Here is a 26150-nt window from a genome sequence, read left to right as displayed (position 1 = left end):
AGTCATTCGCAAAGCGTCGGGGCTGATTCAAACCGTCAAGCGGCCACTTCGTACAACATCGGCAGCACCCCTTCTCCGCTGATCAGGCTTTGGCGCATCCGTGCCGCCTGCAAGGCTGCGGCGTTCATCGCGCTTTCTTTGATGTGGCCGTAACCGCGAATCTTCTCGGGCAAGCGAGCAAGGCTCAGCGCGATGTGGCGATTGCTGACAGTCAAGTGCTTGAGGATCAGCTCGACATCGCTTACGTAGTGATCAATCAACGCACGCTCCTGTTGCCGTTCAAGACTGCGACCGAACGGGTCAAACGCGGTGCCCCGCAAGAACTTGAACCTGGCCAGCACATCGAACGCCTTCAACATCCACGGACCGAAGCTGCGTTTGCGCGGCGTGCCGCTATGTGGATCGCGCTTGGCAAGCCATGAGGGCGCCAGGTGAAACTCCAGTCGATAATCGCCTTCGAACTGCGCCTGCAATTGACGGGTGAACTCGCCGTTGCTGTAAAGCCGGGCGACCTCGTACTCATCCTTGTAAGCCAACAGCTTGAAGTAACTGAACGCAACCGCTTCGGTGAGCGCAGGTTGCTGCCCCGGGAACAGCGTTTGTTCCGCATCACGTACCCGATACACCAATTGCAGGTAGCGCTCGGCATAGGCTTTGTTCTGGTATTCAGCCAGCTGTTTGACGTTCAGCTCAAGGCGCTCATCAAGGTCCGGATCCAGCGTGCTCGACTGCGCAAACGTGGCAGTTTCAGGGTGGGCGGCCGCTTGCACCGCAGGCAGATCATGGGCCGCGCGACGCCCCCACAAAAACGCCTGCTGATTGAGATTGACCTGCACGCCATTGAGCTCGATGGCCTTCTCGATCGCTGCGGACGTCAACGGAATCAGCCCGGACTGGTACGCAAAACCGAGCATGAACAGGTTGCTGGCGATACTGTCGCCCATCAATCTGGTGGCCAGGTCAGTGGCTTGCACGAAGTGGGTTTTCTCCGCGCCGACGGCTTCCCGGATGGTCTGCATCATTGCTTCGGCCGGGAACTCGGCGTCCGGGTTACGCGTGAACTCCGCCGTGGGCGTTTGCTGACTGTTGATCACGGCATAGGATTTTGCGCTGTTGAGCTTGGCGATGGCATCAGGCCCTGACGCCACCAGCAAGTCGCAGCCCAACAGCAGATTGGCCTCACCCGCGGCGATCCGCACGGCGAACAAATCAGCCTGCCGCGCAGCAATCCGGATATGACTGACCACTGGCCCGAACTTCTGGGCCAGACCCGCCTGATCCAGCACGCTGCAACCCTTGCCTTCCAGATTGGCGGCGTAGCCCAACATGGCGCCCACGGTGGTCACGCCCGTGCCGCCAACGCCCGACAGCAAAATATTGAACGGCCGATCAAGCCCCGGCAATGTCGGCTCTGGCAGCGCGGCGAACGTCGGTGCCTGCGCCGGCAACGTCGGTTTACGCAGCGTGCCGCCATGAACCGTCACAAAGCTTGGGCAGAAGCCCTCCACGCAACTGAAATCCTTGTTGCAGGCGCTTTGGTCGATCTCGCGCTTGCGTCCCCGAAGGGTTTCCTTGGGCAACACTGACAGGCAACCGGATTTAACGCCGCAGTCGCCACAACCCTCGCACACGGCCGGATTGATCACCGCACGCTTGTCCAGGTCGAGCATCGTCCCGCGTTTACGGCGGCGGCGTTTTTCCGTGGCACAGGTCTGATCGTAAATGATCACTGACACGCCTTTGAACTCGCGCAACTCTCGCTGCACCGTGTCCAGATCGCGCCGGTGATGGAACGTGGTGATCGGCGCAAAATCTTCGCGGGTCGGGTATTTCTCCGGTTCGTCCGAGACCAGCGCAATGCGCTTCACACCCTCGTTGAACACCTGGCGGCTCAGTTGATCCACACGCAGAATGCCGTCGATGGGCTGGCCACCGGTCATGGCCACCGCATCGTTGTACAGAATCTTGTAGGTGATATTGACCTTGGCCGCGACGGCCGCACGCAAGGCCAGATGCCCTGAGTGGAAATAAGTCCCGTCGCCGAGGTTCTGGAACACGTGCGGCGTTTCGGTGAAAGGCGCCTGACCGATCCAGGTCACGCCCTCGCCACCCATCTGCGTGAACGTCTCGGTTTCCCGGTCCATCCAGATGGTCATGTAGTGGCAGCCAATGCCGGCTAACGCGCGACTGCCCTCAGGCACGCGGGTCGAGGTGTTGTGCGGACAGCCGGAACAGAAATGCGGGATGCGCTGGGTGTTGAACAATGGCGCCGCAAGGGCTTTTTCCTTGTCCTGCAAAAACTGCAGCCGCGCTTCGATTTTCGGACTGGTGTAGAACGGTGCGAGGCGCTTGGCGATGACCCGCGCAATCATCGCGGGCGTCAATTCAGCCAGATTGGGTAGCAATGAACGTCCTTCTTCGTCGAATTCGCCGACTACCCTCGGGCGTTGATCAACTGGCCAGTTGTACAACTGACCGGTGAGCTGATCTTCAATCACGCTGCGCTTTTCTTCGACGACCAGAATTTCGTCCAGACCTTCGGCAAAGCCGTGCACCGACACCGGCTCAAGCGGCCAGCTCATCCCCACTTTAAGCACGCGAATGCCGACCTGAGCGCAGAGATCCTCATCGATCCCCAGCTCCTCGAGCGCCTGACGCACGTCCAGATAAGATTTGCCGGTGGTGATGATCCCCAGGCGCGGTTGAGCCGAGTCGATCATCACGGTATTTAGATTGTTGGCCCGGGCGAATGCGCGGGCGGCGTAGATTTTGTAGGTGTTGAGGCGTGCTTCCTGGGCCAGAGGCGGGTCCGGCCAGCGGATGTGCAGGCCGTCTTTGGGCAGGTCGAAGTCCTCCGGAATACGCAGCTTGATTCGCAGCGGGTCGACCTCCACCACCGCCGAAGAGTCAACGTTTTCTGCGATGGTCTTCATCGCCACCCAGCAACCGCTGTAGCGTGAAAGCTCCCAGCCGATGATGCCGTAATCGAGTATTTCCTGAACGTTGCTCGGGTTGAGCACCGGAATCATCGAGGCGATGAACGCATGCTCGCTCTGATGGGCGATGGTCGAAGACTTGCAGCCATGGTCGTCGCCTGCCAGCACCAGCACGCCGCCGTGTTCCGAGACCCCGGCTGAGTTGGCGTGCTTGAACACGTCGCCGCAGCGATCCACGCCCGGTCCTTTGCCGTACCACAGCGCGAACACACCGTCGTATTTGCCATGCGGGAACAGGTTGACCTGTTGACTGCCCCAGACGGCGGTCGCTGCAAGCTCTTCGTTAACGCCTGGCTGGAAATGAATGGCGTTCTCTTGCAGGTAATCCTTGGCATCCCACAGGCTCTTGTCGAGATTGCCCAAGGGCGAGCCGCGATAGCCAGAGATAAAGCCTGCGGTGTTCAACCCACGCGCTTCATCACGCTGCTTTTGCAGCATTGGCAAACGGGTCAGCGCCTGAGTACCGGTCAGATAGAGATTGCCGGTTGCGAGGCGGTATTTGTCGTCCAGACGGATATCGGCCAAGGACATTCATGCACTCCTTTGTTTTTATACGGTGCGTTTTGAATGGTGCGGGCAGCGGGGACCTTGAAGGTCTCGCTGCGCAAACGGCGGCACGGTCAGGCCGTCGCGCATGGCTAAAATAGTGCCCGTGGCGCAGAGGCTTTTTCTTTCTAAATGAGGGCGAATCTGTTCGAATCCTGCATGCCTGTTTCATTTGAATAATAAAAAAGGGTCAATTCATGCAGGTCAAATTAAGTGCCATCGACCGTAAAATCCTGCGTCTGCTGCAGCATGACGCCGACCTCTCGGCAGCGGAGATTGCCGAGCGTGTCGAGCTCTCCCAGTCGCCATGCTGGAGACGCATAAACCGATTGCAGGAAGAAGGTGTCATTGAGCGCAAAGTCGCCCTGCTCAATCCGGCCAAACTGGGCCTGACCATGACCGTATTTGTCGACGTCAAGCTTTCGGGACATGGCCGCCGTTACCTGACCGAGTTCGAGGAGGCGATCATCGGCTACCCCGAAGTGCTGGAGTGCTACACGATGGCCGGAGACATGGATTTTTTGCTGAAGGTTGTGGTGCAGGACATCGCCAGCTACGAGCGTTTTTTGCGCGATCATCTGCTCCAGAGCCCGCATGTGCAGGAAGCGCATTCCAATATCGCGATGAGTGAAGTGAAGCGCACGACAGAGTTGCCGATTGAGTAGCAGCTGCAAGCTGCAAGCTTGGAGCCGAAAGCTTCAAATCCAGCGCAGATTAGCTTGCCGCTTGAAGCTTATGGCTTGCAGCTAAAAAAACCTTTGACTCACAAATGGGAATGGTTATTATTAAAACCAGTCGGTCGCAAGATCGACTGGGTAACCCAGAAGCCTTAGGTCGGCTTCCGGATTATCTCCTCATCAGGCTAATCACGGTTTTTGACCCGGCTCTATAGGCCGGGTCTTTTTTTTGGCGTGGCCTTTGCGGCCATCGAGGTTCGTGGTGCTGCTTTTCTTCAGGCTAATGAAGAGGTGTCGTTTCGATGGCGAGGATCATAGCAAAAGAATACCGGCCACTGAAGACGCGACAGCGCCTAAAACGACACATTATGAAATAAACGACCTTGATCGAATGCACTTCTTGAGAATGAATCTCAGGAAGACTAGTCTCTGTGGGCATCAGGGACGGTGCCCCACCCATCATTCAAGGATGAGCATGGACGAGCTGCGAGTGAACTCACCATGACAGGTCAATCTGCGTCACTGCTGCCGTTGTCCACGCAGCAACCCGATATGCCACTCCGTCCCGAGAGCGACGAACTGCGTCGGCGTATTCAAACACTGCCACGTCGCACGCAGCAGGTTTTCCTGCTCAGCCGTCTCGACCGCCTGCCCTACGCCGACATCGCACACTGGCTGGACATCAGCACCGCTGCGGTCGAGCGAGCGATGGTTCGGGTGTTCGAGTCATGCGCTGCGCCACAGCCCAGCGACGTCAACGAGGCGGCATCCGTCCAGGCTCAGCGCTGGTACGTGCACCTGCAAAGTCCACACGCGACCGCCAGCCAGCGCATCGAATTTCGCCATTGGCTGGACGCGGACCTCTCGCATTTGAGAGCCTTCGAGGGTGCCGAGTGGCTATGGCGTCAGCTTGAGGCGCCTTCGGCGGTACTCGGCGCCAGCGGCTGGCATCGGCGCAAGCGACGGGTCTACATCGGCTGGTTGCTGCTGACGGCGTTTCTGTGCAGTTTGCTGATGACGGCCGAAGCGATCTCCGCCCTGGCCTGATCGCCCGCTCACTGGGATTGCGCGATGGCCGTTTCACGGAACAATACGTCGCAGTTCAGCGTGGTGATCGGTGTAAAGTAAGTGTCATAACAGCCCGGGAACCGCGTGCAGCGCTAAGCTGCGGTCTTCACACGGTGCGAGGTGGCACTAACGTACTCAGGATGTCTCCGTGACCCAGAACTCTCTCTCCATCAGCGCTGATTTCGACAGCGGCAATATCTCCCTACTCGATGCCAGCGACCCGCAACACATCAAGTTGGCGATCAGACCCGATACCAAAAGCGCACATTTCCAGTGGTTCCATTTCAAGGTGGACGGGATGCAGGTCGGTCAGCCTCACGGCTTCAGCCTGACCAACGCCAGTGAATCCAGCTATAACCGTGCCTGGACCGGTTACAACGCGGCCGCTTCCTACGACCAGAAAACCTGGTTTCGTGTCCCCAGCACGTTCGATGGCAAGGCCCTGAATTTCAATCTCACGCCCACCGAACCGCAGATCTGGTTTGCCTACTTCGAACCCTACAGCCGTGAGCGCCACGATTGGCTGATCAAGCGGGCGCTGAACGTCCCAGGTGTCGAGTGTCTGGCCACTGGCAAGAGCGTTGAAGGCAGGGACATCCCGCTGCTGCGTATAGGCGACGGCGCGGCTGGAAAACGCAACATCTGGATCATTGCGCAACAGCATCCCGGCGAGCACATGGCCGAATGGTTCATGGAAGGCGTGATCGAGCGCTTGCAGCAGCACGATGTCGAGTTGGCCGGGTTGCTTGAGCACGCGGACCTGTATCTGGTACCGCACATGAACCCGGACGGCTCTTTCCACGGGCATTTGCGTACTAACGCGCAGGGCAAAGACCTCAATCGTGCCTGGCAGGATTGCACCCCGGAACTGAGCCCGGAAGTGTTCTTCGTCAGAGACCAGATGGAAAAATACGGTGTGGATATGTTCCTCGACGTGCACGGCGATGAACAAATACCTTACGTGTTCACCGCGGCCTGCGAAGGCAATCCGGGCTATACGCCCAAACAGGAAGCGCTTGAAGCCGACTTCCGCAAGCGACTGAGCGGTATCACCAAAGACTTCCAGACACGCTACGGCTACCCCCGCTCCACACCGGGCAACGCGAACATGAATCTGGCGTGCAACAGCGTCGGCGAGCGTTTCAAATGCCTGGCCCTGACGCTGGAGATGCCGTTCAAGGACAACGACGATGCGCCGGACGTCAAGACCGGCTGGTCAGGGGAGCGCTCCAAACAGCTGGCCAAAGACGTACTGACCACCTTGGCGCAGATGGTCTCAGTCCTGCGCTGAGCCCCCCAAGCCCTAAAGCCACTCTGTAGGCGCGAATTCATTCGTGCGGCGGCATGAATGATTCGACGCGCAAGACGCCTCGCCAACGAGTTGGCTTCTACAGAGCGGCGCGCGCCCCGCAGGCGTGCATTCATTCGCGTGGCGCGATCATCTCCCTCGCAGCATGCTGTCCAGCACTTCATCCCTTCTGATCCAGCCATGAAACAGTGCAGCCGCCAGGTGCATAAGGATCGTCAGGAAAAACAGATACGACAGATACCGGTGCGCCCCACGCAAGAAGGCGAAGGTCTCAGCGTCCGCGCCGACAATCGATGGCAGGCGAACACTTTCGCTGAGCATCACCGGGTCACCTGCGGCCGAAATCATCGTCCAGCCGATCAAAGGCATCGCCAGCATCAGGGCGTACAACAGGTAGTGCGAGAGCTTGGCTGCGAGCGCTTGCCAAACCGGTAGATCGGCCGGCAGCGGTGCTGTCGTCGTCGAAAACCGCACGATCAAACGCACAGTCACCAACACCAGAATCGCGATACCCAGCGGTTTATGCAGATTCAGTAGCCACTCATGCCGTTGCGACACCGAGGCGACCATTCCGGCGCCGATGAACAACATGGCAATCACCATCAGCGCCATCAGCCAGTGCAGCAGCCGCGCCAAGGGTGCGAAGTGAGACGTCGGGGTACTCATGGTTGCTTCTCCTGTGCAGGGGCGGCGTTGAGCTCATTCACTTCACGGGTGCGGCGCTCATAGGATGCGGCGTACGCCGCTGAGCGTGCGGCAAGCAACGGATCATCCGAACCTTCGATCCCGTTCGGCAGCACCAGCGGATCGTAGTTGATGTCCCGGCAATCGCCTGTCAACTCAGGCTGGGTCTCGTCCAGCACCAGCGTGCCCGCATCCACTGTTTTGCGATCCGCAGGCCACGCCTTGCTGGCGTCGTTGGTGGGGTCTCCGGGTTGAGCCAGCGTCAGCATCAGGCTGAAGCGTTGCGGGCTGGCGGCCAGTTTCTCGACCAGGTCCTTTTCCAGAAAATCTTTATCTTGCGGCGTGGGCGCCACCCGCGAATCCTGATTTTGCGGCACCACACTCCAGCGCACTGCCTGACGCTTGCCATCGGCTGACACCAGCACAAACGCGTTCACCGAGTTGTAGGTTTCGGTGACGTAACTGGCAGAGGGCCTGGCGGTTTTGATCCATGCGAGAAACGGCGCGGTTTCCGGATGCGCTGCAAAAAACGCAGGAGGTTTGGCCGGGTCAGGCTTGCCGGTTTTCGGGTCCGGGGCGGTTGCAATTTGCAGGTCGATGAACGCATCCGGCGTGCCCACCGGAAACCGCGGCATGCTGTTGACGCCCGTGCGCCACTGCTGACCGTTGGCCTGAGTGAACTGCAGCGCCAGACTGCGAATCGGCGCCGCGTTATCAGGCGAATAGGGATTGCCGGTCGGCAGCGCAAAGCGCCCCACCACCGGCGTGCGCCCGGCTGCAAACACTTGGGCGCTGGACAAGGATGCTGCCGCACCGCTGCTCTCGAAATAACCGGCCACGCAGCTGCCTTTGGAGTGATTGCGGCGGTAGCCGGGGAACAGGCCGTTGTTGTGCTCCAAGAGGTCCACCACCCGCGCCGGTGTCAGCCGGTGGGGATCAAGCGTGCCGTTGACGTAGGCGAAAGCACCGGCGATCACCACCACCACCGCGCCGATACCGGCCAGACGCACGATGATTTGGGGCGTACTGAGTGGAGGTTTGGCGTGCTGCGGTGGTTCGCGCTCAATCATAGGAAGCATCTCCGGGCCTTTGGCCTCTCATCACAGTGTTAAAGCTGTGACGTCGCGACGATGTAACTATTCCCCAGTGTCGACACTATTTTTCAGGCCCAGAGCAGGCTTGATCAGCGTGCGCAGTCAGGGCGCGAAGTGGGGTTCATGACAGCCGTTGCGGCTGCATCACACGCTCGCGAATTGACGCCAGCGCATCCGCCAGGGTTGAGCGCCCGGTTTGCAGCCTCGACTTCGTGTCCGCCTGCAACGCTGCCTCGACAAGGCTGCTCAGGTTTTCCCGCTGCTGGTGGTTCTCCGGCGTCAGGGTGTCCTCAATGAGCTTGCCCAACTCGTACTTGGAAATCCGAGTGGACTGGCTGACCGATTTGCTCACCGACGCGTCGATCAGCTTGCCTTTGTCGTACTCCATTCGCAGCGACGTGCTGGTACTGTCTTCGATCTGATAGTAGGCGTAGCTCTGCGATTCGGCGTCCGTCCCCAACTTGAGCGCCGCCCCGGGATAAAGCGCCTGGTGGTAACTGGCCGTCAGATGGGATTGTCGAGTCTGCTCGACGGTGCGATTGAGCTGATCCTGGCCCTGACTCTTGCTGGATTGCGACACTTGATAGGCAAATGCATCCAGCTCGTCCAGCCGATACGGGTTGCTCGCCTCAGTGCGCGCCTTGACGGAGGCACTGAAGTCCGCCAGCCCTGTGAGCAGGGCGTGATCGGCATCGGTCAGGCTGATGCTGTTAACGGTTTGCGGCGCACCGGACGCTGGAGAAGTGTCGGGGTAATGGCTGTTCAGGGTTTTGAACGTGTCGGCGAACAGGGTCATCAGTTGGTCGTCGCCATGCCCACGCTGACGTGCGGAATCAAATTGCTTGAGGTACGACTGCAGCGCCTTCTCCTGCTGATCGGCGTTGCCGAGGATGGCGGAGTTTTGCAAGTCCAACGACAGCTGAAAGCTGCCAACAGAACCGGTCATGTCCACTGACCGGCCTGCGCTGTCGGCCCGAAAACTCAAGGTTTGCGGAGTGCCGTCGGCGCCTTTGAGCTGGGCTTTGAGGTCGATGGAGGAAAACACGCTTGTGTCGTATTGGGTCAGCTTGTCCAGGTTGAGCGCTGGAGGGTTGGAGGACAATCCATCGATCGCTGACTGAAATCCATCGGCCAGACTCGCCAATCCGGCCAGTTCGTCGTCGTTGAGAGTGCCACCGGTGACATCAGCCGACACCGCAAGCCCGTTATCCTTGCTACTCAGATTCAGGCTGACGGTGGCGCCGCTGGCTGTCTTGATGGTGAGGGTGATGCTGTTCTCGGCCTTGCCGTGAAGCGCCAATTGCGCCGCCGACAACTCGGCTGTCTGCAGCGCGCCATTGGATCTGACCAGAGACTGCGAATAATCGCTGCCGTTGCTCGCCAGTTGCTTCAGTAACGCCGCGCCGAGGCCCTGAAACCGGCCCGCTGTGGCGGACACCGCGAAGTTGCCCGACATTACCGCAGACACCTTGTTCACGGCCTCGGCTTCCCAGGCCAGCGACACTTCTGTGCCCGGCAGCAAGCCACGGGAGGAATAGAGCGCGCTCTGTACAGCCGATTGCTGGCCGAGCAACACCACCGACGCCGGGGACGAAACCTGGGTGGACCCGGCTTCGTCATTCACCGCAGGGGCCAAAGCTGTGGCGGGTTTGAGGGCTAAAAGCTGGCCCTGACTGACTGCACTGATGCTGGTCATGGTGTACGTCTTTGTGAGTTGCGATCCTGATTGATAAGAGCGCCGCTTAATCAGGATAACGGCGCACGCGTCACAAACTTTAGCCTGGCGCCTGCTGCAAGCTTTTAACGCGGCTCATCCAGCGCCTGATCGATTTCCAGCGAAACGGGTTGAGATCCTCGCCGGTTTGCCCGTTGGATCAACAAGGCCGCCAAGGCGATCAACGCCAGCAACACTACGATGGCCCCATAGACGTTGGTCGTCGCAATCAGCCCCACTTGTTTCATCGATAACCCTGCGATCAACGCAGGGACGCAGAACGCCAGATAACTGAGCACGTAGAACGCCGACATCAGGCCTGCGCGCTCGTGAGCATGTGCCAGCGGCAACAACAGCCGCATCGCCCCAAGAAAGCTCGAACCAAAGCCGATGCCCGCCACAACCGTTCCCACGAAGAACAGCCACAGCAGCCCGAGATTGACCGCCGCGAGAACCACCAGCACGCCCATCGCCAGAAAGCTGCATCCGACCCACAAGGCCAGGACCGGTGCGCGAGTACGAAGGTAAGCGATCGCCACGGCGCCACTGATGGTCAACGCTGCCACTGCAAACCCGCCATTGAGCACCGACGTGGAGCCGGTAGCCGCTGCCAGCAGTGACGGACTCAGCGACAGAAAAAAACCGCCCAGTGCCCAAGCGGCAATGTCCGCAGGCAAGACCAGCCAGAGCGTCCCGCGGGCCTGCGCCGGCACATGCAAAGAAGGCCGCAAAGAACCCCACACCCCCGCCTGCGGCGTAACGGTCTCTTCAATGCGCCACAGGTAAAGCGCTTGTGCTGTGAACAAGGCCAGCAACACCGCATACGCGAGCAGCAACGGCAGCGGTGCGTACTCAACCAGCGCGCTGGTGCCCAGTGCGCCGGCAGCCATGCCGAACATGGGGGCGATGCTATTGACCAGTGGACCTTGCGCGGGGTCGGTGTCGAGCAACGCCGCGCCGAGCGCGCTGGTCGCCATACCCGTCGCAAAACCTTGCACCACGCGAGCCGCCAACAACCATCCGACATCGCTGGCAGCCATGAACAGCGCCATCGATAGCATCTCCAGCAGCAGCGCGGCAAAGATCACCGGCCGTCGCCCGAGATAATCGGACAACGATCCGAAGACCAGCAGCGCCACCAGCAGACTCAACGCATACACGGCGAAGATCAGGGTCAGCAGCGCCGGAGAAAAGCCCCAGCCCTGTTGGTAGAGATGGTAAAGCGGCGTGGGTGTGCTGGACGCTGCGAAGAAGCACAGGAGGACGAACGCGAGGAAACCCAGGTGACCTCGATCCCTCACATCGACTTTCGGGTTCTGCAAAGATTCAGACACGGGTACACTCTCCAAAAAACCACGACGCAAAAGCAAAGACTTAGCTTTACGGAGTGTGCGAGCTGAACCCGCTTAAAGCAAATACTTTGTGTTAAGGTCCGATTCATGGCTATCAAAGAAGGCATCCGCACGGGCGGCCGCAGTGCTCGTGTACAGACATCCATCTACGCCGCCGTGCGCGACTTGCTGCAAGAGCAGGACCGCTCGGCGATCAGTGTGCCGGTCATTGCAGCCCGCGCAGGCGTGACGCCCTCGACCATCTACCGTCGCTGGGGCGACCTCACTGCCTTGCTGGCCGACGCGGCCGTAGAACGCTTGCGGCCCGACGAGCCTGTCGATTGCGGCAATCTGCGTGACGACCTGCGCAACTGGACCGAAGTCTATCTGGATGAAATGAGTTCCGAGCCCGGCCGGGAAATGATGCGTGATGTGGTGGCCAGCAGCGCCACCTTGTGCTCGGGCAAATGCCTGAACATCGTTCGCGATCAATTCCAGATCATGATTGACCGGGCACGCGAGCGCGGCGAACGCACGCCGTCTGCTGACGAGCTGATCGATGCCGTTGTCGCGCCGATGATCTACCGCATCCTCTACGCCGAGACACCGCCCAGCCTCGAGCGCATGCATCAACTGCTCGACCGCTGCCTGGGCTGAGTATCGGTCGATCGCGATTGGAGCGCATCACTGCCTCGCGGCGGCGCAAATCGTTATGATGGCCGACTAAATCTGCCACCCGTGACCTCTCTATGCACACTCTCGCAGACCTGCGCGCCGGCAAACTGGCCGGTATCACGCGACTTTCCCTGGCCTGCGGCCTGACGGAGTTCCCGCCGGAAATCTTCAGCCTCAGCGACTCACTGGAAACACTCGACCTGAGCGGCAACGCCTTGACCGGGCTGCCCGATGATCTGCACCGGCTCACGCACCTGAAGATCCTGTTCTGCTCGAACAACCCCTTCACCCGGCTGCCGGACGCCATCGGCCAGTGCGCGCAACTGGAAGTGGTCGGTTTCAAGGCGTGCCAGATCCAGGAGGTGCCAGCGCGCGCACTGCCTGTGCGCCTGCGTTCGTTGATCCTGACCGACAACCGCATCGAGTCGCTGCCCCAAGCGCTGGGCGACTGCCGATACCTGCAGAAACTGATGATGGCTGGCAACCGGCTGCGCGATCTTCCTGCGTCACTGGCTCGTTGCGAACGCCTGGAACTGCTGCGGATTTCGGCCAATAACATTCAGCGACTCCCTGACTGGGTGCTGAACATGCCCGCCCTCGCGTGGCTGGCCTGCGCCGGCAACCCGCTTTCATCGCCTCGGGGCGACACGCCCATCCATGCCATCCGCTGGCAAGACCTGGAGTTGCAGCAGGTATTGGGGCAAGGGGCGTCCGGCGTGATTCAACAAGCGTTATGGCGCAACGATCAGCAAACGCGGCAAGCGGTTGCGGTCAAGCTGTACAAGGGCGCCGTGACCAGCGACGGCTCCCCGCTCAATGAAATGGCAGCCTGCATCGCCGCAGGCAACCACCCCAATCTGATCAACGTCGAAGGCAAGATCCACGGCCATCCCGCAGAGGTTGATGGCTTGGTCATGCAATTGATCAGCCCTGATTTCACCAACCTGGCGGGTCCACCGAGCCTGCAAAGCTGCACCCGTGACAGGTACGGCAACGGTCGGTTTTCACCCTCGGTGGCACTGAACATTGCCGCCGGTATCGCCGCCGCCACCGCACATTTGCATGCACAAGGCCTTACTCACGGCGACCTGTACGGGCACAACATTCTCTGGAACGAGCGCGGAGACTGTTTACTGGGGGACTTCGGTGCAGCGTCGTTCTATCCCGATGCCAACACCGGCGCGCAGCTTGAGCGCCTCGAGGCACGGGCGTTCGGCATACTGCTGGGAGAGTTGATCGAGCGCTGCGACGCAATGGATGCGGACATGGAAGCCCGCCTGAATGCGCTGCAAGCCGATTGCACTCAACCTGTGGTTGCGCAACGGCCTGGGTTTTCAGAGATAGCGCAGAGACTGTCGGCAATCAGCGCATTGCGACGCGCCTGATAGTTCTGCTATGCGGCGACCGCCAGGGTTGCCGCAAAGGTCTGGTTTCAGCCTGCGAGGCCGACGTAGACGTTCTGCACGTCATCGTTTCCGTCGATGGCTTCGAGAAACGCCTCGACTTCAGCCATCTGCTCGTCGGTCAAACCTTCAACGAAACTTTTTGGGCGGTAACCAATGTGAGCCGATTGCACGGTAAATCCGTGCTCTGGGAGCGCCTTGCAGACCGCGTCCAGGTCAGTGATTTCAGTGAAGAACACAGTGGCGCCCTCCTCACCTGCCTCAAAATCCTGAGCGCCGGCTTCGATGGCTGCCTCTTCAGGGTCGGCCTCAGAGCTGACCGGAACAGCCTCGACCATCCCTTGATGCAGGAAATCCCACGACACAGAGCCCGCTGCGCCCAACTGACCCTTGCGGAACAGCACGCGGATTTCAGACACCGTGCGATTGATGTTGTCGGTCAGGCACTCGACGATCACCGGCACCTTGTGCGGCGCAAAGCCCTCATAGGTCAGCTTCTCGAAGTGCACATGCTCACCGAGCAAACCGGCACCCTTCTTGATAGCTCGCTCGAGAGTTTCACGCGGCATCGAAGCTTTTTTCGCCTGCTCTACCACCAGCCGCAAGCGCGAGTTCATGTCTGGATCAGCGCCAGACCGCGCAGCAATCATGATTTCCTTGGACAGCTTGCCGAAAATACGCCCCTTGGCATTGGCTGCTGCTTCTTTGTGCTTGACCTTCCACTGTGCGCCCATGAGTGCTCTCTTGTTTCGATGGCGTCTTACTGTCAGGGACCGGCGACCGGCATGGCGTGCCGTTCGCGGGACAATAAGCGCTGAAAAATAGTGACTGTCGCCGACGCGTCGGGGAAACCCGCAACGCCGGCGCATTTTATACGCGCTGACGCCAGATGAAACCCCTGGCGGCACACCATCGATCAAACCGAAGCATTTAAGTTGCTTCGCTCAGGCCGGTTCGTAGCAGGTGTCATGCAGATGCGCGGTGTAGTCCTTTTCCGAAATACTCGCCAGCCCTGACGCCACAGCCCTGCTTTTCGTACCCTCTGCACCCTGATTCCCAAGGTAAGAGACGATGCCAATACCCCAAGACAAGCAAGGGCCACTGACACTGGCAATCAATGACAGCCAGATGGACCTGCGGGTCGTTGGTTTTTCAGGCCATGAGGCGCTGAACCAGCCCTATCGATTCGACGTGGACCTGGTCAGCCGGCACCCGGACCTTGATTGCGCCAGCCTGCGAGGCATCAGCGCCTATCTGGCCTTCGGCGCGCCCTGTCAAGGCATCCATGGCTGTATCGACGAAGCCCTCTTGCTGCACGCGGGCACCAGCTTGAGCCTCTACCGGGTCACCCTAGTGCCAGGCCTGATGCGACTGGCCGAGCCGCGCAGTCGCCGGACCTTCAATGGCATGAGCGTGCCGCAGATCATCAGCCACTTGCTTGAGGACGGCGCCTCGGGCGGCGTGGATTATCGGTTCGATCCCATCAGCGGCGTTTACCCGGCGCGCGAGCACTGCGTGCAATACCGGGAAAACAGCCTTCATTTGCTGCAACGGCTGTGCGAAGAAGAAGGCATCAGCTTCCGCTTCGAGCACACCCCTGGCGGCCATACGCTGATTTTTGGTGACGATCCGGCCACCTTTCCGGCGTTGATGCAGTCGCGGGCGGTGAAGGTCATCAGCCCACAAGACGACGGCGAGCCGGGCATCACGCATCTGGCCGAACAGTTTGCAATTCGCCCCAGTTACAGCAGCCACGCATGTCGCAATCAACCTTCCGCCAGCCACACCGCGCAACAGCGTCAGATCAGCGCCAGGACACTGGAGCGACTGCGCTGCGAGCGGCGCGTGATAAAAGGTCGTAGCAACCAGCCAGCGCTGGTGAGCGGGCAGATCATGCAAGTCGGCCAGCATCCGGACCGACTCATGAACGATCAGTGGCTGCTGACTGAGATTCGTCACGAGGGCATTCAACTGAGCGTACTCAAGGGCGGTGATCGGCAGGATATCGCCGCGATTGTCCAGGCCACCCTGGCGAGGCGCACCCTGCGCTCAGGCTGTTCGTTGCCGATCAGCGCAGTACCGGCGGGCACGCGCATCTCGACCTGTCGTTACCAGAATGAGTTTGCAGTCCTCCCGTGGGCCATGCCGTTCAGACCGTCGCTCGATCACCCAAAACCTGCGGTCAGCGACACGCAGGTCGCAACGCTGACTGCACCGCAGCAATCCGATGCACCGGGAAGGCTGAGGCTGCGCTTCGACTGGCAGCCTGCCTGCGCAGAGAAAGGCGGCGAAGACAGTTGGGCCAGACTCTGCCGTGGGGTAGACATCAGCCCTGAAACAACCGCCGTCGCGGTGCGTTTTTTTGAAGATGACCCTGACCAGCCATTGATCTGCGGCATCGTGCAGCGAACCCTTGTCGAGCAGGCGATGCTCGGCTCAAGCGTCTCCAGCGGCGTCGATAACGAGACAGACCTCACAGGCTTACGCTTGGCGCCCGGCGAGCATCTGACACTGCGCGGTACCCAGACGCTTCAGGTGCGGACCTCGCAGGCGACGCTGGAACTGGCCCCGGATCGCCTGACATTCAGTGCGCTTACCGATGCTTGAAGTGCGGCTCACGCTTTTCGATGAACGCTGCCATGCCTTCCTTCTGGTCCTCACTGGCGAAGGCGGAATGAAACACACGACGCTCGAAGCGGATACCTTCCGACAGGCTGACCTCAAAGGCCCGATTGACGCTTTCCTTGACCATCATGGCGACCGGTAGCGATTTGCCGGCAATGGCCGTCGCGACTTTGATCGCCTCCTCCAGCAATTGATCCAGCGGCACGATGCGTGACACCAGACCTGCGCGTTCGGCCTCAACCGCGTCCAGCAGGCGGCCGGTCAGGCACATCTCCATGGCTTTGGCCTTGCCGATGGCACGCGTCAGGCGCTGGGTGCCACCCATGCCGGGCAACACACCCAGCTTGATTTCCGGTTGCCCGAAGCGTGCGTTATCAGCGGCCAGGATAAAGTCGCACATCAACGCCAGTTCACAGCCACCACCCAGCGCGAAGCCTGCCACCGCTGCGATGATCGGTTTACGTCGCCCCGCCACGCGGTCGCTCTCGCTGAACAGGTCATCCAGATAGATTTGCGGGTACTTCAGTTCAGCCATTTCCTTGATGTCAGCGCCCGCTGCGAAAGCCTTGGAGGAACCGGTAAGGACCACGCAACCTACATCTGGATCGCGCTCGATCTCGTCCAGCGCATGATTGAGTTCGGTGATGATTTGCGCATTCAGCGCGTTGAGAGCCTGGGGACGGTTGAGCGTAAGCAGCACGACCCGACCTTTGACTTCTTTGAGGATTGATTCATAACTCATTGTTTTTGTTCCATATCCTGTTTATCGAGAAACAACCGAATATTCTCATGTAGTTTCTAGCTATTAAATTCAGGTTATTGATTTATAAAGATTAAATTATTTCTATTGCCATCGCAGTCGCTTCGCCGCCGCCGATACAGATCGCCGCCACGCCGCGGGTGAGTTGCCGTTGCTTCAGCGCAGCGATCAACGTCACCAGAATGCGTGCGCCAGAGGCACCAATGGGATGACCCAATGCACAGGCGCCGCCGTTAACGTTCACTTTGGCGTGGGGCAGTTGCAGCTTTTTCATGGCGACGAGCGCCACCACCGCGAACGCCTCGTTGATCTCGAAGAGGTCCACCTCGGCCAGCGACCAACCGGTCTTTTTCATCAGCTTTTCGATGGCACCAATAGGCGCGGTAGGGAACAAGGCGGGTTCGCTGGCGTAAGCGCTGTGGCCGCGTATGACCGCGATCGGTGCCAGCCCGAGGCGGTCGGCCTGCGACTGACGCATCATTACCAGCGCAGCGGAACCGTCGGAAATCGAACTGGCGTTGGCAGCCGTGACCGTTCCGCCTTCGCGAAAGGCCGATTTGAGCTGTGGGATTTTTTCCAGCCGCGCTTTCGGCGGCTGCTCATCGTCGGTGATGGTGCGCTGTTCCTTACCGTCAATCACCTGCACAGGCACGATCTCCGACTGAAAGCGACCCTCCTTGATGGCATCTTGGGCACGCTTCAATGAGGCGACGGCAAAATCATCCTGCGCTTCGCGGCTGATGCCTTCGAGCCCAGCGCAATCCTCAGCGAAAGTCCCCATCAGCCGGCCGGGTTCGTAGGCGTCTTCCAGGCCATCGAGAAACATGTGGTCAATCACCTGACCATGACCCATGCGATAACCGCCACGCGCCTTGCTCAACAAATACGGGGCGTTGGACATGCTTTCCATGCCGCCTGCGATCACCACGTCCGTGCTGCCCGCCAGCAACCCATCATGGGCAAGGATGGCCGCCTGCATGCCCGAACCGCACATTTTATTGAGCGTCGTGCACAGGGTGCTGTCGCTCAAACCTGCACCGAGCGCTGCCTGACGCGCTGGCGCCTGACCCAGACCTGCTGGCAAGACGCAGCCGAAAAACACTTGATCGACCTCGATCGGTTGAATGCCCGCGCGCGCAACAGCTGCACGGATGGCCGCGGCCCCCAACTGCGGGGCCGTGAGGCTTTTCAGGTCTCCCTGAAAACCGCCCATGGGTGTGCGCACGGCACTCACGATCACCACCGGATCACTTTCTGGAGAGTGGATAGCTGCCATAAAAAGCTCCTCGGTTAACGCGCCGCCATGCGCAAGGCGCCATCCAGACGGATGACCTCGCCATTGAGCATGCTGTTTTCGATGATGTGGCGGACCAGCGCCGCGTACTCGCCTGGCTTGCCCAGACGGGGCGGAAACGGCACGCCGGCTGACAGGCTTTCGCGCACTTGGGGGGTCATGCCCGCCATCATCGGCGTCTCGAAAATCCCCGGGGCGATGGTCATGACGCGGATGCCGAATCGCGCCAGCTCACGCGCTGCGGGCAGGGTCAAGCTGACGATGGCACCCTTTGAGGCGGCATACGCGGCCTGGCCGATCTGGCCGTCATAGGCAGCAACAGAGGCGGTGTTGATAATCACGCCGCGCTCGCCGCCTTCATCGGCCGTGCCCTGCGAGATGGCTGCTGCCGCAAGGCGCAGCAGATTGAAGCTCCCAATCAGGTTGACGTTGATCACCCGGCTGAAGCTGTCGAAGCTGTGCGGGCCGTCCTTGCCGAGGATTTTTTCCGCGCCAACGATGCCAGCGCAGTTGATCAAACCGTGCAGCTGGCCAAACTCGCGCAGCGCGTTGTCGACTGCCGCCTCTGCGGCGGTTTCTTGTGTCACATCGGCCACGGTGGCTCGCGCATTGTCGCCCAGGGCTTGGGCGCGGGCCTGAACGGCCTCGGCGTTGAGGTCCACCAACATGACCCTGGCGCCCGCTTCGATCAGCATCTGCGCGGTTGCCGCCCCAAGGCCCGACGCGCCGCCACTGACCAGAAATACCTTGCCTTCAATCTGCATGACCCTGTCTTCCTTCGACTTTTATTGTTACGGCAGATACTCCGCCGTGTACTGCCCGGGAGCAATAGTCAAAGCACGCAGATTGATTGAGCGTTTTGGACAGGCCGGCGAGCCTCGTTCAAGGACGCTCGGTGAAAGGCGAAATTGTCCGCGGCTTACTCTGAGGCGTCGCGCTTCGCTGCGCTGAGGGCCATCAGCTTGCGGTCACGCCAAGCGCGCCTTTGCTCCAGATCGCCACGCTGCAAAAAGCCACGACGCTGGGACTCGACTTCGCCGATCAGCGCGTCGCTCCACTGCTGGTCATGCTTGCCGGATGCTGCGATCGAGCGGTAAAGCGGGCCAAGCCGCACGGCGTAATCGGCGATGCCGCCGGGCGCATTGAGGTCGATGGTTTCAAACGGCCCCATGAACGACCAACGCCAGCCGAGGCCGTCGCGCACGGTCTTGTCGATGTCTTCGCAGCTGGCAACGCCCTCTTCGACCAGCGCCCAGGCTTCGCGCAGCAACACCGCCTGAAGACGATTCAGCACGAAGCCTTCGACCTCCTTGCGCACGTGCACCACGCTTTGCCCGACCGCCTCCATCAGTGCCGAGACAAACGCCACGGTCTGGGGAGATGTCTCGGCAGACGGAACGATTTCCACCACCGGCACCAGATACGGCGGATTGACCGGATGTGCGATGACCACGCGCGCGGCAATCTTCAATCCGCTGGAGAACGCCGAGGCGACAATGCCTGAACTGGAACTGCCAATGATCAGGTCAGCGTCAGCCAGCGCTTCCAGGTCTTCCATCAAGGCACGCTTGAGCTCAACGCGCTCCAGAATCGATTCCTGTAGATAAGCAGCGCCGTCGATGGCATCGGCCAAGTCAGTGGCCAGGCTCAGGCGAGCAACGATGTCAGCGGCAGGCTCGTTGATCAGCCCATGGGCCTGTAGCTCAACCAGTTGCTGCTCGATGAGCGGGATGGCGGCGTTGGCAATTACCGGGTTGGCGTCGAAGATCTTGACCGCAAGCCCTGCACGCGCAAACACCAATGCCCAACCGGCCCCCACCAGCCCCGCGCCGACGATGGCGATTGAGCGGCCCTTGATCAACGTGTCGAGTTCGTTCATGGCGCACCTCATTGCAACGGTTGGTTGTGACGGGCCCGGGCCTGCGACGGCTTGATCGAATCAGTTGCCCTTCTTGCGTTGTTGCCAGGCCGCCGCAAGGCCGCTCAGGCAGATGATGGCGATGCCTGCCTGCGCGGTGAGCGACGGCGCGTGGTCGAAGAAGATGAAGCCCAGCAGCCCGGCAAATACGATCTGGCAGTAGCCGAACGGCGCAAGCATGGCCGGCGCTGCAAAGCGAAACGCCTGCGTGAGCAGCAGGTGCGCAACCATGCCGCAGGTGCCCAGCGCCAGCATCAGCGGAATGTGCTTCCACTGCGGCGATTGCCAGAAAAAAGGCACCAGCGCGCTCATCACCAGCGTATTGAACAGCCCGGCAAAGAAGTTGCTGGTGGTCGGGCTGTCGTGGGCGGCGACCAGGCGAGTGAGCAACTGATAGCAGGCAAAACACATCGCCGACCCGAGCGGCAACAGCACCGCTGGCGTGAACAGCTCGCCACCGGGGTGAATGATGATCATCACCCCGCTGAAGCCAACGAGTACGGCAATCCATTGCCCACGCGTCACATGCTCCTTGAGCAGCGGCACCGACAACGCCGTGACCAGCAGTGGAGCGAGGAAGTTGACGGCAGTGGCTTCGGCCAAGGGAATGAACATCAGCCCGCTGGTGAACAGCAGGCTGGTCCCCAACAGGCATCCGGCCCTGAGCGCCTGCAAGCCGGGCTTTTTAGTGCGCAACACGCGAAGCCCCGAAGAAGGCATGAAAATACTGGCCATCAACAGCGTATGCACCAGATAGCGCACCCATACCACCATGATGATGGGGTAGATACCGGAGAGGAATTTGGACAGGGTGTCGTGGCTGGAAAACAGGAAGGTGGCCAGGACAATGAACGCGATGCCCTTGAGTGGCTGGTTGACGCCGGAAAGTGGCGTGCTGGGGGTACTCATCAGGTTTCCTTTGGCCGTGCGTGAATACGTGGCCCACCGTCATCGATTCGAACAGCGTCAGGTGGACGCTGAAAGAATATAGAAGCTGCCGACGGATGACCAAGCAATGCTGAAACATTTGGTTATTTTTGCTGCGACCCTGCCCCAGCGCACCCAAATCTGTAGGAGCCCACGTGGTGGCGAGACGTGTTCCAGGCGAGCCCGTTATGGCGCCACGCGAATGAATTCGCGCCTACAGAGTGCTCCCTTTAAAACCAACGTTTTGGCGAGAGGCCGGTATTGATACATGGCTTCGCGAGCGCGCCACGCAGCTTCGCGGGCAAGCCTCGCCAACAAGATTGGTAGCATCGCGGGCGCACCTTGCTCCAACCAGATTGGTGGCATTGCGGGAACGCCGCATGATCGCGCTAACGTGATGTGCGTTGTGTGGGCAAACGCTGTCGCTTTTGTAGGAGTTGACGAGCCAAAGCGAGGCCGCGATGCAATCTGTCTGAGCCACCGTATGCGCGACATCCACCGGCAAGCTTCTGATGAAGCTCTGCAGGATGTAGTGGACTCAACGAACCAACGTGTTAGCGAGGCGATGTCAGCGGTTAAAGGACGTTCACGCGCTGAGCACCTGCGCCTTGTCGAGCCATTGCTCGAAACAGCGAAAGGTCTCGCAGGCCGCATCCACCACTTGATCGTTGTGCGCAGGATCATCGGCTTGCGCCAAGTCCGTAAGAAAGGCTTTCCACAAGGGGCCGGTGGACCGCCCGTAAACGTCCAGAAACTCGGCGCCGCAGTCGGCTTCGATCCCCAGTTTGTCTTTGATTACACGCCGCAGCACCTGGCCGCCCAGCGTCGCGCCTTCGATCACGTAGCGCGTGCCGAGCAAGCGATGCGGACTGCGCAGCGATGGCAACTCGACGCAGAACGGCAACGCATCGATCTGCGCTTGGGACATGCCCAGCGCTGTCAGATCGCGTAGCAGCGCAGGCACTTTAAACCGTTGATGGGCCGTCGGGCTGTCTGCCGGCAGCTCGGCGATGACACGCTCCAGTGGCTGATAAAAACCGTAGTACGCCTGGATCAGCCTCACGTACAGGCCGCGATCCAACTCTGCGCGCATAAACGGCAGACGGTCCTCCAGGGACTTGTGCGATTGCCCGGTGGCCTCGCGCAAGCGCTGCAAGACCGGCTGGCCGTGGGTCGCCACCAGCAAGGTCTCGCGTTCGGAAAGAGTGTCGATCAAGGGGCGATCCAAATGGATGGAAGTGGCGGCATTATGCAGGGACCAGACCCCCGTCGGGTAGTCATGGTCGCCTGCTCAGGCTCGAAACAATCGCACGTCAGAAGATGTAATCGGTGGTCAAAAAACTCGACTCCCGGTCGTGGATGATGTCGCTGATCAACGCCTTGTTGCTCTCCTGGAATTTGGTGGCCACCAGCGTGCGAATCGAGAATACGCGCAACGCGTCGTCAACCGACAAAGTGCCTTCCGCTGAGTTTTTCCGGCCGTTGAACGGGAAACTGTCCGGCCCACGCTGGCACTGCGCATTGATGTTGATGCGCCCCACCTGATTGGCGAACGCGTCCACCAACCGGCCGACCTGTTTGGGATCGTTGCCGAAGATGCTCAGTTGCTGGCCGAAATCCGAGTCGAGGACGTACTCGATCACAGTGTCCAGATCGCGGTACGCCACCACCGGCACGACCGGCCCGAATTGCTCTTCGTTATACACACGCATGTCAGGCGTCACCGGGTACAGCACCGCCGGGTAGAAGAACTGATGATGAATCTCGCCACCGCCTTCGTTGACCACTTTAGCGCCTTTGCTCAGTGCATCCTCCACCAGCCCCTGCAGGTAATCGGGCTTGCCAGGTTCAGGTAACGGCGTCAGTGCGACACCCGGCTCCCAAGGCATGCCGGGTTTGAGGTCAGCGAGTTTCTGTTCGAATTTTTCGAGAAAACTGCCCACCACGTTTTCGTGCACAAAGAGGATTTTCAGGGCCGTGCAGCGTTGGCCGTTGAACGACAGCGCACCCGTGATGGCCTCGCTGACGGCGTTGTCCAGGTTGACATCAGCCAGCACGATCCCCGGATTCTTGGCGTCCAGGCCCAGCGCCGCACGCAAGCGATGGGGTTTGGGGTGCAGTTTCTTCAGGGCGCTGGCGGCCTTGTTGGTCCCGATGAAGGCGAACACGTCGATCTTGCCACTGGCCATCAGTGCGCTCACAGTCTCGCGGCCGCTGCCATAGATCACGTTGATGACGCCAGCCGGGAAGCTGTCACGGAATGCCTCAAGCAGCGGGCGAATCAGCAGCACGCCAAATTTGGCCGGTTTGAAGACCACCGGATTGCCCATGATCAGCGCCGGAATCAGGGTCGTGAAGGTTTCGTTCAGCGGATAGTTGTAAGGCCCCATGCACAGGGTCACGCCAAGCGGCACACGCCGGATCTGGCCGAGGGTGTCTTGCTCAAGCTCGAAACGGCTGGAGCGACGGTCGAGTTCTTTGAGCGCATTGATGGTGTCGACGATGTAATCGCAGGTGCGGTCGAACTCTTTCTGCGAATCCTTGAGGTTCTTGCCGATTTCCCACATCAGCAACTTGACCACGGCATCACGCTGCTCGCGCATGCCCTTGAGGAATTTCTCGACGTGGTGAATCCTGTCGGCAACCCGCATCGTAGGCCACGCGCCCTGCCCTCGGTCCCAGGCCTTCACAGCGGCGTCCAGCGCAGTCATTGCGGTGTCTGCATCCATCAGCGGCGTGCTGCCTAACACCACCGGCTCCAGACCTGCGGCGGTTTTCAGGGAAACCGGGCTGACGACTGGCGCCAGCGGGCCTTGCCACGTGTGCAACTGCCCGTTGACCAGGTACTCGCGCTGTTCGATAGGCGGACCTGCACGATATTGCTCGGGGATCTCATCGGCGCTTGGGAACAGGTTGTCCAGGCGGTTTTGCAGCGTCATCTCTTCACCTCTTTCAATCGCAGAATCGTGCGTAATATTCTGGAACACACTACGCCAGAGAGGGCGGCTTGGAAAAGGCTTGAGGCGTCGAGACCCGGGACAGGTCGATCAAACAGGATGGGGGCTGAATTGCGGGGGTTCAGAAACGACCGTCCGGCCGCAGCGCGAAGCTGGGGCCGGACAGGTGTCTTGCGGTGAATCACCCCCGAAGATTGCCTTCAGAAGGTCATGGCTGTTTTTACAGAGCCATGTCAGCCGCAGGATTGCTCTTGGCCTTTTCCTTGGCCGCAGCCGGGGAAGCAGGTGCTGGAGCGACGGTCTGATCAATGACCGGTGGCTTGTCCAGTTGCAGCACTTCGGCGGTGTAATTCCACTCCTGCTGAACAGCAGCAGGCGAATCGTTGAGCTTGGTGCCGTAGCTAGGAACGATCTGGCGGATTTTGGCCTGCCATTCCGGCGTTGCGACTTTGTCTTTGAAGACCTTTTCCATCACGTTCAGCATGATCGGCGCAGCGGTCGAAGCACCCGGGGACGCACCCAGCAAAGCTGCGATGCTGCCATCCTGGGAGGAAACAACTTCAGTGCCCAGCTTGAGCACGCCGCCCTTGTCCGCATCGCGCTTGATGATCTGCACGCGCTGACCGGCTTGCCACAGGCGCCAGTCTTCTTTCTTGGCGTGCGGGAAGTATTCCTGCAGCGCTTTGAAACGGTCATCGTCAGACAGCATCAGCTGACCGGCAAGGTACTCGACCAGCGGATACTGCTCGACGCCAACTTTGGTCATCGGCCAGAAGTTGTGCGTGGTCATGGTGCTGAACAGGTCCAGGTACGAACCTTCTTTCAGGAACTTGGTGGAGAACGTCGCAAATGGGCCAAACAGGATCACGCGCTTGCCATCCAGCACACGGGTGTCCAGGTGAGGAACCGACATCGGTGGCGCGCCAGTGGACGCGATACCGTAGGCCTTGGCCATGTGCTGCATGGCAATGGTCGGGTTCTCGGTGACCAGGAACGAACCGCCAACCGGGAAGCCCGCGTATTCGTTACCTTCTGGGACGCCGGATTTCTGCAGCAGTTTCAGCGCGCCGCCGCCAGCACCGATGAACAGGAACTTGGCGTCCGTTGCACTGGTGGTGCCGTCTTTCAGGTTCTTGTACTCAACGTGCCAGGAACCGTCTTTGTTGCGCGTGATGTCGTTGACTTCACTCGACAGCTTCAGGTCGAAGTTCGGGCGGGTCTGCAGAGCGGACACGTACTGACGGGTGACTTCACCCCAGTTGACGTCGGTGCCGATTGACGTCCAGGTGGTCGCCAGCTTCTGCGAAGGATCACGACCTTCCATCATCAGCGGAACCCACTTGGCGATCTGCGCCGGGTCTTCGGAATACTGCATAGGGCGGAACAACGGGCTGGCTTGCAGCGCTTCGTAACGCTTCTTCAGGAATTTGATGTTTTCATCGCCCCACACGAAGCTCATGTGCGGAGTGGAGTTGATGAACGAATGCGGGTTCTTCAGGACGCTGCTCTTGACCTGCCAGGCCAGGAACTGACGCGTGATCTGAAAGGCTTCGTTGATCTCGATGGCTTTGGAAATGTTGACCTTGCCGTCTTTGTCTTCTGGCGTGTAGTTCAACTCGGCAAGACCGGAGTGACCAGTACCGGCGTTGTTCCAGCCGTTGGAGCTTTCTTCGGCGACAGCGTCAAGGCGCTCGACCATTTCCATGGTCCAGCCTGGTTCAAGCTCGTTGAGCCATACGCCCAGGGTCGCGCTCATGATGCCGCCGCCAACCAGCAGCACATCTACTTTCTTTGCCTCGGCTGCGTGAGCGGGCATGAACCCAACCGACATGGCCAGACCCAAGAGCGCCGTGTTTACTTTTTTGAACATGCAGTAATACCTAGGATAGAACGCCGTCCGTTCACCGTCCCTGATCACGAAATGCCTTGGTTCACCGCACGCACTGCTGCATGCCGCAGGCTCCCGCACTCAGAAAATCAAGTGTGGACATACAAGGTCGAAATACAAACATCGACCTCACTTTTAGCCCCCTCCTGCGCTGACTTCTTGTTAGTCATTGGCTTCAGCTGCTTGGGTGACACTAAATTCGAATGGAGCATCGTTAATTTTCGAGCGGCGGATTATAGGGGACCGCGCGCCATACGCCTATCCCGCAGGCCGCTCTGTCGGAA

20 protein-coding genes are annotated in these 26150 nt (G+C 59.9%); 6 read left to right on the top strand and 14 right to left on the bottom strand.

The features are described from left to right. Window positions 1-35: 35 nt before the first annotated feature. Complete coding sequence (locus tag OYW20_RS12125; RefSeq protein ID WP_268800917.1) at window positions 36-3527, bottom strand: indolepyruvate ferredoxin oxidoreductase family protein; 3492 nt, start codon at window positions 3525-3527, stop codon at window positions 36-38. Between the two features lie 212 nt (window positions 3528-3739). On the opposite strand from OYW20_RS12125, the gene OYW20_RS12120 reads away from it, so the two are divergent. The 3 genes from OYW20_RS12120 (at window position 3740) to OYW20_RS12110 (ending at window position 6578) form a co-directional block, all read left to right on the top strand. Next, the gene (locus tag OYW20_RS12120; protein ID WP_268800916.1) at window positions 3740-4207 is read left to right on the top strand and encodes an Lrp/AsnC family transcriptional regulator; all 468 of its coding nucleotides are present in this window, start codon (window positions 3740-3742) and stop codon (window positions 4205-4207) included. Window positions 4208-4720: 513 nt separating this feature from the next. Continuing rightward, the gene (locus tag OYW20_RS12115; protein ID WP_268800915.1) at window positions 4721-5266 is read left to right on the top strand and encodes a sigma factor-like helix-turn-helix DNA-binding protein; all 546 of its coding nucleotides are present in this window, start codon (window positions 4721-4723) and stop codon (window positions 5264-5266) included. Between the two features lie 169 nt (window positions 5267-5435). Further along, entirely contained in the window at window positions 5436-6578 is a 1143-nt protein-coding gene (locus OYW20_RS12110) for a M14 family metallopeptidase (protein ID WP_268800914.1), read from the top strand. 147 nt (window positions 6579-6725) lie between these two features. On the opposite strand, the gene OYW20_RS12105 is transcribed toward OYW20_RS12110, so the two are convergent. The 4 genes from OYW20_RS12105 to OYW20_RS12090 all read right to left on the bottom strand — a co-directional run bounded on the left by OYW20_RS12105 (window position 6726) and on the right by OYW20_RS12090 (window position 11422). Continuing rightward, the gene (locus OYW20_RS12105) at window positions 6726-7262 is read right to left on the bottom strand and encodes a cytochrome b (protein WP_268800913.1); all 537 of its coding nucleotides are present in this window, start codon (window positions 7260-7262) and stop codon (window positions 6726-6728) included. Then, window positions 7259-8350 (bottom strand): catalase family peroxidase, encoded by a 1092-nt coding sequence (locus tag OYW20_RS12100; protein ID WP_268800912.1) that lies wholly within the window; start codon window positions 8348-8350, stop codon window positions 7259-7261. The genes OYW20_RS12105 and OYW20_RS12100 overlap by 4 nt, the downstream gene beginning before the upstream one ends. Before the next feature lie 145 nt (window positions 8351-8495). Next, window positions 8496-10070 (bottom strand): lactate dehydrogenase, encoded by a 1575-nt coding sequence (locus tag OYW20_RS12095; protein ID WP_268800911.1) that lies wholly within the window; start codon window positions 10068-10070, stop codon window positions 8496-8498. Window positions 10071-10174: 104 nt separating this feature from the next. Beyond that, window positions 10175-11422, bottom strand: a complete 1248-nt coding sequence (locus tag OYW20_RS12090; RefSeq protein ID WP_268800910.1) for an MFS transporter — start codon at window positions 11420-11422, stop codon at window positions 10175-10177. 105 nt (window positions 11423-11527) lie between these two features. Between OYW20_RS12090 and OYW20_RS12085 the strand changes: the two genes are divergently transcribed. Next, entirely contained in the window at window positions 11528-12076 is a 549-nt protein-coding gene (locus tag OYW20_RS12085; RefSeq protein ID WP_268800909.1) for a TetR/AcrR family transcriptional regulator, read from the top strand. Window positions 12077-12168: 92 nt separating this feature from the next. After that, window positions 12169-13479 carry a leucine-rich repeat-containing protein kinase family protein gene (locus OYW20_RS12080; RefSeq protein WP_268800908.1) on the top strand — a complete coding sequence of 437 codons (1311 nt, stop codon included), beginning with the start codon at window positions 12169-12171 and terminating at the stop codon, window positions 13477-13479. A gap of 47 nt (window positions 13480-13526) precedes the next feature. On the opposite strand, the gene OYW20_RS12075 is transcribed toward OYW20_RS12080, so the two are convergent. Next, entirely contained in the window at window positions 13527-14231 is a 705-nt protein-coding gene (locus OYW20_RS12075) for a YebC/PmpR family DNA-binding transcriptional regulator (RefSeq protein ID WP_268800907.1), read from the bottom strand. Between the two features lie 337 nt (window positions 14232-14568). Between OYW20_RS12075 and OYW20_RS12070 the strand changes: the two genes are divergently transcribed. Continuing rightward, a complete protein-coding gene (locus OYW20_RS12070) occupies window positions 14569-16104 on the top strand; it encodes a contractile injection system protein, VgrG/Pvc8 family (RefSeq protein WP_268800905.1) in 1536 nt (511 codons plus the stop codon). On the opposite strand, the gene OYW20_RS12065 is transcribed toward OYW20_RS12070, so the two are convergent. The 8 genes from OYW20_RS12065 to mqo form a co-directional block, all read right to left on the bottom strand. Beyond that, window positions 16091-16864 carry an enoyl-CoA hydratase gene (locus tag OYW20_RS12065; RefSeq protein WP_268800903.1) on the bottom strand — a complete coding sequence of 258 codons (774 nt, stop codon included), beginning with the start codon at window positions 16862-16864 and terminating at the stop codon, window positions 16091-16093. The genes OYW20_RS12070 and OYW20_RS12065 overlap by 14 nt on opposite strands. Before the next feature lie 91 nt (window positions 16865-16955). After that, window positions 16956-18158, bottom strand: coding sequence for an acetyl-CoA C-acyltransferase (locus OYW20_RS12060; RefSeq protein ID WP_268800902.1), 1203 nt, complete (start codon window positions 18156-18158; stop codon window positions 16956-16958). Window positions 18159-18172: 14 nt separating this feature from the next. Then, window positions 18173-18940, bottom strand: a complete 768-nt coding sequence (locus tag OYW20_RS12055) for a 3-hydroxyacyl-CoA dehydrogenase (protein ID WP_268800900.1) — start codon at window positions 18938-18940, stop codon at window positions 18173-18175. A gap of 155 nt (window positions 18941-19095) precedes the next feature. Beyond that, on the bottom strand, window positions 19096-20055 hold the full coding sequence (locus tag OYW20_RS12050; protein ID WP_268800899.1) for a 3-hydroxyacyl-CoA dehydrogenase: 960 nt from the start codon (window positions 20053-20055) through the stop codon (window positions 19096-19098). A gap of 60 nt (window positions 20056-20115) precedes the next feature. Continuing rightward, complete coding sequence (locus OYW20_RS12045) at window positions 20116-21003, bottom strand: DMT family transporter (RefSeq protein WP_268800898.1); 888 nt, start codon at window positions 21001-21003, stop codon at window positions 20116-20118. Between the two features lie 604 nt (window positions 21004-21607). Then, complete coding sequence (locus tag OYW20_RS12040) at window positions 21608-22207, bottom strand: biliverdin-producing heme oxygenase (RefSeq protein ID WP_408005512.1); 600 nt, start codon at window positions 22205-22207, stop codon at window positions 21608-21610. A gap of 127 nt (window positions 22208-22334) precedes the next feature. Then, window positions 22335-23960, bottom strand: a complete 1626-nt coding sequence (locus OYW20_RS12035) for an NADP-dependent glyceraldehyde-3-phosphate dehydrogenase (RefSeq protein ID WP_268800896.1) — start codon at window positions 23958-23960, stop codon at window positions 22335-22337. 238 nt (window positions 23961-24198) lie between these two features. Next, the gene (mqo, locus tag OYW20_RS12030; protein ID WP_268800895.1) at window positions 24199-25848 is read right to left on the bottom strand and encodes a malate dehydrogenase (quinone); all 1650 of its coding nucleotides are present in this window, start codon (window positions 25846-25848) and stop codon (window positions 24199-24201) included. Window positions 25849-26150: the final 302 nt, after the last annotated feature.

Origin of the sequence: Pseudomonas sp. BSw22131 (assembly GCF_026810445.1) — a bacterium.
Lineage (GTDB): Bacteria > Pseudomonadota > Gammaproteobacteria > Pseudomonadales > Pseudomonadaceae > Aquipseudomonas > Aquipseudomonas huanghezhanensis.
Note: the sequence above shows the minus strand (reverse complement) of the source record. Positions and strands in the feature narration are given on the sequence as shown.